This is a genomic window from Moorena sp. SIO4A5 (assembly GCF_010672005.1).
Lineage (GTDB): Bacteria > Cyanobacteriota > Cyanobacteriia > Cyanobacteriales > Coleofasciculaceae > Moorena.
The window spans coordinates 1-13,291 of sequence record NZ_JAAHHZ010000152.1; the positions used below are offsets into that span (position 1 = coordinate 1).

Annotated in this window: 11 protein-coding genes; 1 reads left to right on the forward strand and 10 read right to left on the reverse strand. The window is 43.6% G+C overall.

Translation table 11 applies throughout. The annotated features are described in order from the left end of the window. From F6K57_RS29450 to F6K57_RS29475, 6 genes are all read right to left on the reverse strand, one after another. Positions 1–192 (reverse strand): hypothetical protein (locus tag F6K57_RS29450; RefSeq protein ID WP_293071804.1); only part of this gene is annotated, 192 nt, incomplete at its 3' end. Between the two features lie 134 nt (positions 193–326). Continuing rightward, complete coding sequence (locus F6K57_RS29455) at positions 327–1,109, reverse strand: MlaE family lipid ABC transporter permease subunit (protein WP_293021521.1); 783 nt, start codon at positions 1,107–1,109, stop codon at positions 327–329. Between the two features lie 7 nt (positions 1,110–1,116). Then, entirely contained in the window at positions 1,117–4,176 is a 3,060-nt protein-coding gene (locus tag F6K57_RS29460) for a methyl-accepting chemotaxis protein (RefSeq protein WP_293071805.1), read from the reverse strand. A 262-nt stretch (positions 4,177–4,438) separates the two neighbouring features. After that, the gene (locus F6K57_RS29465; protein WP_293021525.1) at positions 4,439–4,969 is read right to left on the reverse strand and encodes a chemotaxis protein CheW; all 531 of its coding nucleotides are present in this window, start codon (positions 4,967–4,969) and stop codon (positions 4,439–4,441) included. A gap of 21 nt (positions 4,970–4,990) precedes the next feature. Beyond that, positions 4,991–5,356, reverse strand: coding sequence for a response regulator (locus F6K57_RS29470; protein ID WP_293021527.1), 366 nt, complete (start codon positions 5,354–5,356; stop codon positions 4,991–4,993). 299 nt (positions 5,357–5,655) lie between these two features. Further along, the gene (locus F6K57_RS29475) at positions 5,656–6,852 is read right to left on the reverse strand and encodes a response regulator (RefSeq protein WP_364304510.1); all 1,197 of its coding nucleotides are present in this window, start codon (positions 6,850–6,852) and stop codon (positions 5,656–5,658) included. A 791-nt stretch (positions 6,853–7,643) separates the two neighbouring features. Here F6K57_RS29475 and hmpF point away from each other — a divergent pair. Continuing rightward, positions 7,644–9,407, forward strand: a complete 1,764-nt coding sequence (gene hmpF / locus F6K57_RS29480) for a pilus motility taxis protein HmpF (RefSeq protein WP_293071806.1) — start codon at positions 7,644–7,646, stop codon at positions 9,405–9,407. Between the two features lie 167 nt (positions 9,408–9,574). Here hmpF and tilS read toward each other — a convergent pair whose 3' ends face one another. The 4 genes from tilS to F6K57_RS29500 form a co-directional block, all read right to left on the reverse strand. Then, complete coding sequence (gene tilS / locus F6K57_RS29485) at positions 9,575–10,588, reverse strand: tRNA lysidine(34) synthetase TilS (RefSeq protein ID WP_293071807.1); 1,014 nt, start codon at positions 10,586–10,588, stop codon at positions 9,575–9,577. Between the two features lie 80 nt (positions 10,589–10,668). After that, entirely contained in the window at positions 10,669–11,895 is a 1,227-nt protein-coding gene (locus tag F6K57_RS29490) for a transposase (RefSeq protein ID WP_293071808.1), read from the reverse strand. Between the two features lie 57 nt (positions 11,896–11,952). After that, the gene (locus tag F6K57_RS29495; protein ID WP_293071809.1) at positions 11,953–12,138 is read right to left on the reverse strand and encodes a hypothetical protein; all 186 of its coding nucleotides are present in this window, start codon (positions 12,136–12,138) and stop codon (positions 11,953–11,955) included. Positions 12,139–12,309: 171 nt separating this feature from the next. Beyond that, the coding region (locus F6K57_RS29500) for a KGK domain-containing protein (protein ID WP_293071810.1) at positions 12,310–13,291 on the reverse strand (982 nt) is incomplete at its 5' end.

Genomic DNA, 13,291 nt, shown 5'->3' on the forward strand with positions numbered 1-13,291 from the left:
TTTAATGCCGCGTATTGGGTTGAGGGTGATAGTGCAGGTACCGCTAACGCTTTGGAGGGGGATATCCAGAGTTAAATCCAGGAAAATATGCTCCACTTGTCCTGGGCGGTCAGGATTGTATTGGGGTTTAGCACCGGGTAATTCAAACGACTTGTGAGTTTTGCTTTCGGTATCAAAATACGACTGGGACATTAGTGAAGTTGTAGAACTGAACAGTGTGGACAATGGCGTTAAGTGGAGCTATGGGAAGTTTCCCAAAGGAAAAAGAGTCACCCTTCCTGTAGCGGTCGATTGATATATTTTAAGTTAACTCATCATCAAGCTATTTAGCTGATCACCGCACTACCCATCCCTTGGAACATCAACCATGATAAGAAAAAGTTGATAATAAAAATTGCTAGCAAAGCAGTAACCACAGCAGTGGTGGTAGATTGACCGACACCTTTAGCCCCTCCTGTCGTGGTTAACCCCCAGCTACAACCAATCACAGCAATCAACAGCCCAAACACTACAGATTTAATAGCAGCAGAGAACAAGTCCCAAATTCCTAAGAAGTTACGAGCCGAATCAAGAAACAAAGACTGGGGAATACCATAAAGATTTTGAGCCAGCACCAATCCTCCTACCATACCAGTCACAATGGCGAGAATGGTCAACACTGGCAGCATCAGACAACAAGCAATAACCCGAGGAATCACTAAGTAATCAATTGGGTCAGTCTTGAGCATATACAAAGCATCAATTTGCTCTGAAACGCGCATCGTACCAATTTCAGCAGCAAATGCCGAACCAACTCGTCCTGCTAAAACCACAGCAGTCAACACCGGAGCCAATTCCCTAGCCAAAGCTAGAGCCAAGACTCCCCCAATGGCATTGGTGGCACCAAAATTAATGAACTCTCGTGTTACCTGAATGGTAAACACCATACCGATTACAGTAGCAGTGAGCAGAGCAATTATCAGAGACTCTGGTCCAACAGTTACCATTTGCTCGATAGTATTGCGGCGGTGAATCTTCCCAGTCAGTAGATGAAGTATCACTTGCCCAGCTAAGAAAATCGCCGCCAGTAAACGCTGACTCCATAACCCGAGGCTGGAAGTTTTAGCCATTAATCAATCATTTCCCATCATTCGCTTCCACACGGAAACGCTCAACAAATGTCCGCAACTCTCCCGCCACACCGACCAGGTTTTGCAAAGCTCCAGAAACCCTTTGGGCTTCTTGGGAGGTTTCTTGAGCGGTTAACTCAACGGATTGCATCACTTGGGCAACAGCACGGGATGTTTCAGTTTGCTCGATAGTATCCGCAGTGATTGCACGTACTAAAGCATCGATCCGGTTTGCCACTTGCACAATATCTTCAAGCGATCGCTTGGCTTGTTCTGCTCGTTTAGTACCTTCAATCACCTGTTGGGTGCCTTCTTCCATAGCTGTCATCACTGAACCAGTTTCACTCTGGATTTGCAACACAATATGTTCAATATCCTTGAGTGCCTTGGCTGACTTATCAGCGAGCTGTCGTACCTCATCCGCAACAACAGCAAAGCCTCGACCAGCTTCTCCAGCTCTTGCCGCCTCAATACTAGCATTGAGTGCTAACAAATTTGTTCGGGAGGCAATGGTAGAAATCGATGTAACAATTTTCGAAATTTCCTGGGAAGATTCTGCCAAACGCTTGACTTTACGAGTCGTTTCTGCTACTGTCTCACGAATTTGCAAAATTCCGGCCACAGTGCGCTCCACAGCCTCACCACCTTTGAGAGCGGTAGCCGAGGCTGAGCGGGCAACTTCCTCAGCTTCTCGTGCACTCTCTGCCACCCGCTGAATAGCATCGGTCATCACCTGTACAGAGTTCAGGGTAACCGCCAGTTCCTCAGCTTGCCGTAAAGCATCAGAAGACAAGCTACGGGCAAAGGACTCACTATCGGTGGAACATTTGGTCACCTGACGGACTGCCTGCTTGACTTGTTGTACAATTTCCCGTAGGTTTTGAATCGTCAGGTTGAAGGAATCAGCAACTGCTCCCAAAACATCAGCAGTTACCTCTGCCTGTACCGTTAAATCCCCCCGTGCTGCCCCTTCCACATCATCAAGCAATCGAATTACCTGGCGTTGGAGGTCTTCTTTTGCCTGTTCTTGCTCTTCTGCCTTTCGTTGTGCTTCAGTCATCGTTGTCAAGATGACTCTGGCCATTTGGTTGAAACTATGGGCTAACTGACCCAATTCGTCCTGGGAATAAATCGTAGCATGGGCATTGAGATTACCCTGACAGACTCCTTCAAACTGGGTTTTCAGGTTTTCGGTACTACGTCTAATCTGCCTAGCTGTAATATTCCCCACAGCCAGAGTCGTACCAAAACTGGCAACACCAGCGGCTAGGGTCATCAGAATACTAGTATTTCGCACATGATTTTTGAAGGATGGCTGATCTCGAACCATGTATTGTGCTCCAGCACCCACCGCTGCTACCACCACCATTGATACCGCGCCAGTAATCAAGGCAGTCATCCAATTCTTCTGGTTGACAGGAGCGTTTTCTATGGGAGCTAGTGGACCTTGGTCAATACTAACAACCAGCTCTTTGTCAATGTCTTTAGTAGGATTATAAATAGGGATTGGCTCGGTGGCACTACTAAGGCTAAATAGCTCCTCATTGCCAGTGGCTGACGGATAATCATGATTGGCTACAGCACTTACACCACTGGTGTTCATATCCATTGACCCAGTACTTCCGAGTGTTGAGCCAGTACTGCTTAAGACATCAAAATCACTATTGTCACCACTCTCATTGGACAGTGGTTGCTGATCATCAACAGAGAAATCAGGGATTGAATCTAAATCATCATCAAATAGGTCAAACTCATCTAAAAAACCCTCTTTTACCCCTTGATGTGCTTCAATTCCTGACAATATTTCCTCTTCTGATTCCGTTACATCATCCATTGTCCAAGAATCATCATCAAAGGATTCCAAATTAATTTGGTTTGGCCTTGGAGAGTTGAACCCATTTTGTTCGTAAGCTGAGTCCAAAAGTTGCTCATCCGAGCCATAGTTTTCCGATAAATAGGGTTCAGTAGAGTCAGTCGCCTCATCATTGAGATATTCTAAGTCCTCTTGATTGTCAGCATAGGCTTGAGTATCCCCCGTTGGTTCCTCAGGTTCCAAAGACTGCTCGGTGCTGGCATAATTTTCTTGGGTAGTCGCGGTAGGCTCAGAACTTGGAGTCGGGTAAAAATGCTCCTCAAGCTCTGCTGAATTCATTAACAGGGTTGCAGCTTCAACAAAGGAATTCTTTGATTGCTCCTCGATATCGCTAAACTCGTAATCCGGCAGGGATTCTAATTCTTCTTCAGCCAGGACGTTAAACTCAACTGTGCTATATTCACTAGTTAACTCTTCTGAACCATAAGATATATCTTCGTCTAAATTAACCTCAGGAGACACCATAAATGTTTGTAGACCCTCCTCTTGAGAGAGTTCAGGAAAGTGTCCTTCTGTGCCATTATAAGAAGTCTGACTACTGACAGGGTTTACATCGAGTTCTAAATCCTCAGAGGCAATTTCCCAACTCTCTAAATCCTCACTGTCTTCTTCTAGGTCACTAACGATACTAAAGGGGTCTAGATTAGAAGAAGACTGATAATCTATGGTGCCTTCATCACTAGTGGAATCTTGAAAAGAATCGTTAAAGGGTGAGGTTGATTCTGAAGCAAAATCATCAACCCCTGTGTTTTCAAAACTTAAGCTTTCCGGGTCAAATTCACTGATATCATTAAAATCAGCGAAGTCTTGCCAATTTCCTGCTGTGGGTTCTGCACTCAACTCCTCAGTATCATCTAGTTTTAGCTGTGATGTATTGACATCATCATCAGGTGATAACCCAGCCTCCTGATCACCATTTGTAGATTGCTGGGCGTACTCTAGACCGTTGTTGGCATAACTAACAAAATCTGGTTCAGAGGTCAGATTGAGTACTGATTCATACTGTTGGCGAGCCAAATCGTACTGCTGTAGACCATAGCAGTAAATATGACCCCGCAGTAGCAACGCACTGGGTTCATTAGGGAAATACTCAATCAAACGATCAACGAGTGTTGCCGCTTCTTGGTATTTGCCCTGCATATAGGCTTTTTCGGCTTCCCCATACAGCTGGGGGTAATTTATACTGGATGCCATTTACCTCCTCCCGAAGCATTAAAAATTAATTTAATGTTTAATAATAAGGCTCTACCGGACATAGTGTGTATAAAACCGCGCTTATTGCCGACTAGGTCTGATTGGACGTTTTTTTTATAAAAAATCATTCTATTAAAAACTGAAACTCCCGCCACATGATGATTATAATAATTATTTCATAACATTTTTACACAGCAATTTCGGTAGAGCCAATAATAATTAATCCAACTAATTTTTAATGTTCAATTTTTAATAATTAGTTTTAGGCTGCCCACCTGGCTGAGCGTATAATCGCCACATGATCAAGTAGTCGCAGAACTTGATTAGACTCAATCTCTAGCAACCACTCACCGCGTAAGAAAGGAGCCATACTATCGGCAACATTGGTAGGCATATGTAACTTTTCCACATCCAGCCAGTCTGTACAGACAATTTCTTGAACTGCCAACCCCAGCATAGTGTCTTGATCTTCAATAACAATAACAGGGATTTCCATACGGTCTGTATTTAAAACCGTTTTATCCCCCAGAAACTGACCTAGATCTGAGACCCAAATTACCCGTCCACGTCGATTGAAAGTCCCCAACAATAAAGGGGAAGCATTAGGAATAGGAGTAATTTGTTCAGGGCAGGGGTCAATTACCTCTTTGATACCAGTAGCCGGCAGAGCAAATTCATCACCAGATCGCAGATAAAACCGCAGGTATAGTTCGCCTTCAGGACTTTCCAATTCCTGCAATTCTGGGGCTTGTTCAAGAGCAGAGTCAGTTACAAAGTCCGGATTAGCAACCATTCCCGTCAAATACCAATATATTTATGTTCTAAGTAGCTGTCTAACTGTTCCAATCAACTCCGTTGGCTGAAAAGGCTTCGCAATGTATGCATCTGCACCTTGCTTCATGCCCCAATAGCGGTCAAATTCTTCACCTTTTGAAGAACACATAACCACTGGCACATTCTGAGTTTTAGGGTCAGCCTTAAGACGGCGACAGACCTCATAGCCATTCATGCGTGGCATCACTATATCCAAGACCACTACATCTGGACAAGACTCTAGAATATGTTCTAAAGCCTCAACACCATCACTGGCAACATCCACCTTCAAACCACTACCTTTGAGGAGGTCTGAGATCATCTGCCGTTGAGCAAGGCTGTCTTCTACAACTAAAACTTTACTCATAACTCCTAGCTCGACCCTCGGGAAATAGTAGTGAAATTAAACTACAGCCCGATTTGGGTCTATAAATTAAATCATGATTACAGTATCGCTCATCTATTGGTGGTGATACCAAGAAAGACTAGATTTTTATTGAATTTGTGGAAGCTTCTAGCTTGACCAGTGGGTTTAATTAGGATAGTGTTGGTTAATTAACTGATGGGTTAGACGCCTCTATTAATAAGTTAAAGGCTGACAGAGCAAGATTCTCCCCTTGATCTAATTCTTTGGTCAGGGTATGACTATCTTGGCATTGTTCTAGATCACCTGGACCAAATGTATTTTTCCAAAAGCATCAATAACTCATGATCTCCGAAGGGCTTCGTTAAGTAGTCAGTTGCGCCTACCATCCGGGCTCTGACGCGATCGATAAAGCCATCTTTGCCTGTGAGCATGATGATGGGGGTTTGCCGAAATGCTGTGGATTGGCGTAACATGCCACAAAGCTCATAACCATCTAGGTCGGGCATTACTAGGTCACAGAGGATGAGATCGGGTTGGAGTTGAAAAACCTCACTCAGAGCCTTTAGGGGCTTCTGTATTGCTGTGACTTTATAACCTTTGGCTTCTAGGGTATATTCCACAGCTTTTCCAACTGCGAGATCATCATCAACACAGACAACAGATCGTGTAACTTTCTTCAACTCCCATTGCTCTTCAATGGCTGGCGTATCTGCTTCTTTGGGGGTCACCATTTGGATTGACCCCTGTTGTACATAGGGATAAATAGCCCGAGCTACGGTGATCAGGTCGCGATGGAGATAACGGGACAACTGGCGTAGAGAAGTTTTGCCATCTACCCAACTGCTGATGAGTCTAAAGGATTTTTCGGGCAGTGTAGCCTGTAACTGGTCATGGGCAGTAATCATTGGACACTGATGGGGAGATTGGATATGAGGGCACAATTGCTTCCACTCCTGCACCTGCTTCATAATCTCTGTGACCAATGGTCCTATTTCTAAGGTAGTAAGTTGCGGTGCTAATGCCGGACCAATTTCAAATACAAAGTAGCCATGGTGAAAGCTCAGCAAATCAAAAAGGGTTTCATTAACCATGCTTTGAATAATGCTTCGCCCTTGGTTTGGTGTGATCACATGCTTTTCTAACAAAGCCCAAAGATAACCATACTCTAGAGCATTGGTAGCGGCAATGGACAGACTTTCCAATTCCTTGAGAGCATCATTGGCTTTATAGCGGCGCAGATAATCATGCAGGCGCGACAAGCTCCCATCGCTGTCAGCAGCATAGGCAATCTGGCCATTCAGGAAGAAGACAAACCAATAAGGACCGGGACTTGGTAGTTTTGGCTGCTGGTAAAGTCTACCTGAGGCAAAACGATGACTGCCACTATTGCTAGCCTTGCTACTAGGGTGAGAGCTGTATGCCTCGACTAAGAGTTCCCCGGTTCGCTGACCTAGCTCGATCAGTTGCAGGATGCTACGGATATCAATTTCACTCAAAGTTCCCTGCATTTAAAGACAATGTGCTCCTAACAACCTGTTGATGAATCTGAGATTATGACCTGTCATTGAGTTTAAGGATGCCCATAAACTGGTACTGATCTATCTTTGCTCAAGAAACCGCTTAACTGTACACTGAAAATATCCTAAAAAATTGGGTGAGGCTAGTATAGTTGGTAAGGAATCGCTTCTGTAAGCCAACTGGTGGAAGCTTACCATGGCTGCAGACAGCTAACCATGAGCGAAGTAACTGATTAGGGGTAAGAGTGGGATTTTGACGGTTACTGGAAAATTAAGCTAAGATGTCCAAGGTTCTAGGTTAGGACTTTAAACACCATTGGATAGCATATAAGCATATAAATTAAGTATATTTATTTGAATAGGGATTAGACACAAGGTAAGAAAGTGATGGGGTAAGATGTTATGTTCAATCTAGCTAGAAAAATCGACCACTAGGGTTGATAAAATCTATGCTTGGGGAAACTAGACAGATTGGGGAAACTAGACCCCCCCTGTGGGAAGATTCCTAAGACTATCCTCATAAATCTATTTTTATTCTGCTAACCTTGATTGACTGGCAGATCAAGTCTGGGAAATACCTTAAAATACCTTTAGTGTCTAAATATACTGAATACCGTCATCCTTTAAAGGACTAATAGCCTTAAGGATCAAAACAAAATCGGTTGACCAATCATCTCCGAAAATTACCACCCTGCAACCCCAAAGGGGTTAAGCGTTCAAATGTGTTAATTAAGAATTGGGCACAATACAATTAAAAGAGGACGATCAGTGTGCTGTATCTCGCAGAGGTAAGAAAGCAGAAAACTGGGTTTATGGGTAGAGCTCAGGCCGAACTCAAACTGCTGGCTTTTCAGCGGACTGACCAGAGTTGGAATAAGGTGTCTGGGGAGGAAGTGCTTCCGACAGAACAAGCCAATAACTTTGGTGATGGTGCGTTGGTGATTGTTAACCTGAGTGGGAATCGACAAATACAGGGGACAATCGAGGCAGCGGGGGGAAGGTTAGTCAATCTATTGCAAAATTTCTCTCGCTTGCTAGAAAAGTCAAAAAACCAGGAAGAAGAAATTGAGCAGTGGAAGCAATCTTTGACCTATCAAAGTCAAGAACTCAACCGTCGCGAGATGGAAATGGAAGCGCGGCTTGAGCAGATGCAAACGATGGAGGAGGATTTTTCCAGAATAGAGCAACAACGCCAAGAACTGGAAACTACTGAGGCAGAAACTGCTAAACTCAGACAAGAATTGGAGCGTAAAAGTAAGGAGCTCGAAGGTGCTTGGGAACAACTCCGGGGACAGCAGCTACGCTTACAAGAGCAAGTTTCAGAGGGTCAGTACTCTGCTGGTTTAGATGCTCAGCAGGCTGGTGTGATTCAGCAATTGCTCAATCGCTTATCAGGAGGAGCAGAATCAACACAATCTGTCTGGGAACCACTGAATCAAGCCTTGGAAGTAGTCAAGCATCAGCATTCGGTGTTGGATAATCACTGGAAGAAGTTAAATGAACAACGTCTATTAGCTCAAAAATTGGAAGCAGAGGTTGAGGGTCAAGGGCAGGAAGTCCAACATCAAACCCGAAAGTTACAACAATTACAAGCATCCTGTGAACAGGCAAACCGGGAAAGGCAAGTGCAGCAAACTAATCTAGAGATCAAGCTCGAATCAGCTAGGATGGTGAGTCTGCAACTCCAAACTCAGGAAAAATTATACCAAGAACTGGCTCGAATGGCAACAACATCAGGGGATGTCAAGATTAGCCAAATGGTGGATATTGCAGCACTAGAAAAAATGCCCTTGGGTGAGTTACAGGATATAGTTCAGAATTTGCAGCAGGATTTGGAAAAAGTTGTACGCTTCGTCAATGACCAAGAAGAAGAACTAACACTCCAACACCAAGGGATTGAAGAACTACAAGAACAGATTAGGGTCGCTAGTGAGTACGATCGTATTAGTCTAGAAACCCAGTTAGCAGATGAGCAAGACCGTTACCAGATGCTGGACAGAACCTTGGTGGGTCAACGCCGGACTCTATGGGAACGAGAAGAAATTATAAATCAGCATCTACGAGTGTTACGACTGCGGCAAGGAATTGTGGATAGTAATGGTCAACAAAACCAGAAAATTGACTTAGGACCAATTTTGATCAAACTAGAAGCACAGTGCAAAAAACAGTCAGATCAATTGCAACAACTAGAACGAGAAATTGAACAGATGCGCCTTAGGGTTAGCCAAGCTGAAGAATTGATCAATCAACAAACCCAAGAAAAGGATGCTAAGCTGGCTCAGGTAAAAAATTGGGAGGAAAGTTGGCTCTCCAATCAGGTGAAGGTCGCTCAACTTTGGGGCAAACTTCATCTCTATGAAGAAACCCTACAGCCATTGCAAGATGGTGTCAATGAACTTCGACAAAAGCTGGATGCGATCGCAAATGCTCTGAATCACATCCAGAAAACAGGTGGTTCTCAACAACAAGCGATCGCTCAAATATCTCAAATCATCAGTAGCTTAAGCCAATCTCCAGAGTTGGCAGCTTCTTAGGTTTAAGGTTTAATATTAAATGTTGTTCGCCCCGTATTCGGTGTAGGGTAGGTTGAATGTTAAAGGTTGAATGTAGTTCGCCCCGTATTCGTTGTAGGGTAGGTTGAAGGAGAAAAATTTCTCGGAAACTAAGAGATAGAAGTGTTTCATACTTAATACTTAATACTTCATACTTCAGTATTAAGAATAATCCATTCCTCTTCTACCAAGGCTGTTACTCCACCAGGAAAGGATGACGTTCGAGAGCGGTTGGGAGCAGCAATTAAACCAGTCACCGCTTCGATTTGCTCAAAGCTGAGGGCTTTGGTTTGGTTTTCCTGAAGGAACTTCCGAATCACACGACGTTGCAGAGCTAGGGGAGCTTGCTGTAATACCAGACGATTTAATCGTGGAGGGCTATTGCTAGCAGGATCTTCCTCGACCGTAGGTACTGCCATGGCTTGCTTTTGGATTTGCTCAGCAGTGTTTTCAAGATATTCCACGTCTGCTCGCAAGATTTCAGCAATTTGGGACAAGGCTGTCTCAACTTGTGGGTTGAAATGGGTTTTCAAATAGGGTATTAGCTCTTGGCGGATGCGGTTACGGGCATAGTTAAGGTCTTGATTGTAAGCATCCACCCAAATGGAAAGTTGCTGCTGCTCGCAAAACTGGAGAGTTTCGCTACGGGATGTGTCAAGTAAGGGACGCACCAGATGTACTCCAGGAGCAAGAGGTCGTTCCCAGGTCAAAGCTTGCAAGCCATCAGTCCCTGAACCTCTGATCAGGTTATAGAGGACTGTTTCAGCGCGATCGCTTTTTGTGTGACCAGTGACAACAGTGGGATAACCTTGAGTTTGGGCAATGTCAATCAGGGCTTGATAACGCCACTGCCGCGCTGCTGATTCGCTCTTTGTCACTTCAGGGGCGGTTCGTAGATGAAATGGAAGTCCCCAACTTTGAGCAATTTGCTGTACATGAAGGGAAATTCCCTCATCATAGGGCCAACGGTGGTCACAGTGGGCGATTCCTAGCTGCCATTTCCACTTGGGCTGTAAATCTAGGAGTAGTTTGGTTAGGCAAAGGGAATCTTGCCCACCGGATACGGCTACTAAGACCTGCTGATTCTTGGGTAGTAGCTTCTTTTGCCGCAGGGTTCTATGTAGCCGTGCATGAAGAGGTGTCCAACTCGGTATCTCAGACATTAGAGTTGTTATGAATAGTTATCCAAAACTTTGACATTTTGAATTTTGTAGGTCATAGATACCGTGACATACTCCCACACTCACCTTTTCAGGTTGAGTGTGGGCTTCTTTCCAACTCCACCTACTGGTTCGGATACTCGGAAAGCTTTATTACCGACGGGATGCCCCACCGCCAACTTTAATATATTGATCGCCGCATTTACATCTCTATCTTCTGTGTACCCGCAGTGAGGACAAGAATGAATACGGTCTTTTAATTTTTTAGGTACTTTTGTCCCACAATTAGAACAGTTTTGACTGGTGTTTCGAGGGTTCACTGCAACTGTGACCAACCCAGCATTTTCGGCTTTGGTTGATAGTATTGACAGAAATTGCCCCCAACCAGCGTCTAATATCGATTTAGCCATTTTAGTTTTGGCCAAACCTTTAATATTTAACTTCTCGTGAGCAACTAGATCATGATTATCTAGTAAGCCCTTTGCAGTTTTAAAATGAAAGTCTTTTCGAGTGTCAGCAACTTTTTTGTGAGCTTTGCCTAGTCTACTGACAGCCTTCTTCCTGTTGTTGCTACCTTTCTTTGATCTACTGACAGCTTTTTGGATTTTTTTTAGCCGTTTTTGAGCTTTTCGATAGTATTGAGGAATTGGTACCTCTGAACCATCGGACTTAATCAAAAATGACTTAAGACCCATGTCTACCCCAATAGGATTGGTTGCACTGTCTACTGGGATGATATTCGGGACAAACTCATCCTGGATGGACAGCGTGACGTAATAACCATCAGATTTTCGAGTTATAGTAGCTGTTTTTATTTTAAATCCTTCTGGAATAGGTCGGTGATAGATCATTTTGACTTTCCCAAACTTAGGAAGAGTCAAAATATTGCCATTTATAGGGTCTTTGCTAAGAGATGGAAATGTAAAAGATTTGTATCTATCTTTACTTTTAAATCTAGGTCTCCCACTCTTCTTCCCATTGCTATCCCCTTTTAGGAACCCCTTAAAAGCTAAATCGACTCTTTTGACACAGTCTTGCAGGACTTGTGATTGAACCACCTTGTACCAAGGTCTATCCTTTTTTAACTGAGGAAGAGTTTTCTTTTGGGAAAAATAGTCGGGATTATTCCTTAGATCTGGTAAATAGCAGACAATAGGACAAGAGTTGATAGAGCAGCGATTCTGTTCGTACCAGTTAAACCTGTCGGCAAGTAGGTAGTTGTATTGATGTCGGAGCATGTCCAACCATCTTTCTACTTCACGTTCTTGATTCTTGGTCAACCTTAATCGATATTGATACGCTGCTCTCATTGTTGTCACATTCTGTTTTTCGACCTATCATCAGGATAACCAAAGTCTTTACATATGTCAATGCAAAATTAAATATAAAAACTTAATGATTAGATTGACTAGTTTTGAAAAAAAGCAACTTAAGCAAGAAGCTGTTCGCGTAGCGTGACCTACGGTCAATCGCAGAGGAATGACTTGCTCCGAGTTACTTAGGAGTTTGATAGCTCGTTTCCCTGTTCCGTGCATACTCTGTGTAAAATTCATCCCACGCTCATCCTTACGGATTGAGACGTGGGGCTTCTTTTACCGGACAGCTAACAATCCTATAAATCCTAAACCCTCAAGGTTCTTGAAAGCTTTGAAATCGGCATGTTCACTACGATGCTCCCATGTCAACATTTACCACAACATTTAGCAATAGACTATTATTTAAGCTTATTTAAGCTCATTCATTTCTTGCCAGACATCATCCATTAGGGAATTATCATCACCGTTTTCTGATTCCTCATCAAAGGAAATATCGTCCAGTTGAAACATGTCTTCATCACTATCATCAGACATTTCACCCAGATCAAAATCATTACTACTGTCTGTTGATACTGCTGACAAATCCAGCAAATCTTCTTCCGCTGCTGTCGGTGATTCTAGGAACTCTATATCTTCGTCACTTTCGGAAAGTTCTCCTAAATCAAACTCATCTTCTTCTTGACTGGTTGGGGTTTGTTCAAAACCAATATCTTCCTCACTATCGGAAAAGTCTCCTAAATCAAACTCATCTTCTTCTTGACTGGTTGGGGTTTGTTCAAAACCAATATCTTCCTCACTATCGGAAAAGTCTCCTAAATCAAAGTCATCTTCTTCTTGACTGCTTGGGTTTTGTTCGAAACCAATATCTTCCTGACTTTCCGCACTATCGGAAAAGTCTCCTAAATCAAAGTCATCTTCTTGACTGCTTGGGGTTTGTTCGAGAGCAATGTCTTCATCTGCATCAAGTGTAGGTTTCAGTGTGATCTCATCCGAGATAGTAGTTGAGGTATCTTCCTCTAGTGCTTCAGCTACTGATATTCCAGTAGCAGTCACAGCGGCTGTGGCTGCTCCAACTCCAAGGTCGAATCCAGAATCATTGCTAGTTTCTGGCTCTGCAAGGTCTGGCTGTTCTGCTACCTGGGTTGATGTGCTTTGCAATGTTTTACCACCAATAGCTGATATATCATCAACTTTATCCTGAGTCTCGACAAGGCAAAATTCTAGATTAAGTCTTACCTTGCCTTGCTGCCAGTCATTAGCAGCAAATTGCAACACTTCACAGGGAATACCCGATTCGCTAAACCAACTTTCCTGTTCTGGAGTCCATTCATCCCCTAAAACTTCTACCAATTTCTTTTTGATAGCAACTAAGAATTCACCGACCCTAAAG

Excerpts from the sequence above, each read along its gene's own strand:
- F6K57_RS29455 (WP_293021521.1), bottom strand. The coding sequence starts at position 1,109 with ATGGCTAAAACTTCCAGCCTCGGGTTATGGAGTCAGCGTTTACTGGCG.
- F6K57_RS29460 (WP_293071805.1), bottom strand. The coding sequence starts at position 4,176 with ATGGCATCCAGTATAAATTACCCCCAGCTGTATGGGGAAGCCGAAAAA.
- F6K57_RS29465 (WP_293021525.1), bottom strand. The coding sequence starts at position 4,969 with ATGGTTGCTAATCCGGACTTTGTAACTGACTCTGCTCTTGAACAAGCC.
- F6K57_RS29470 (WP_293021527.1), bottom strand. The coding sequence starts at position 5,356 with ATGAGTAAAGTTTTAGTTGTAGAAGACAGCCTTGCTCAACGGCAGATG.
- tilS (WP_293071807.1), bottom strand. The coding sequence starts at position 10,588 with ATGTCTGAGATACCGAGTTGGACACCTCTTCATGCACGGCTACATAGA.
- F6K57_RS29490 (WP_293071808.1), bottom strand. The coding sequence starts at position 11,895 with ATGAGAGCAGCGTATCAATATCGATTAAGGTTGACCAAGAATCAAGAA.
- F6K57_RS29495 (WP_293071809.1), bottom strand. The coding sequence starts at position 12,138 with ATGAATTTTACACAGAGTATGCACGGAACAGGGAAACGAGCTATCAAA.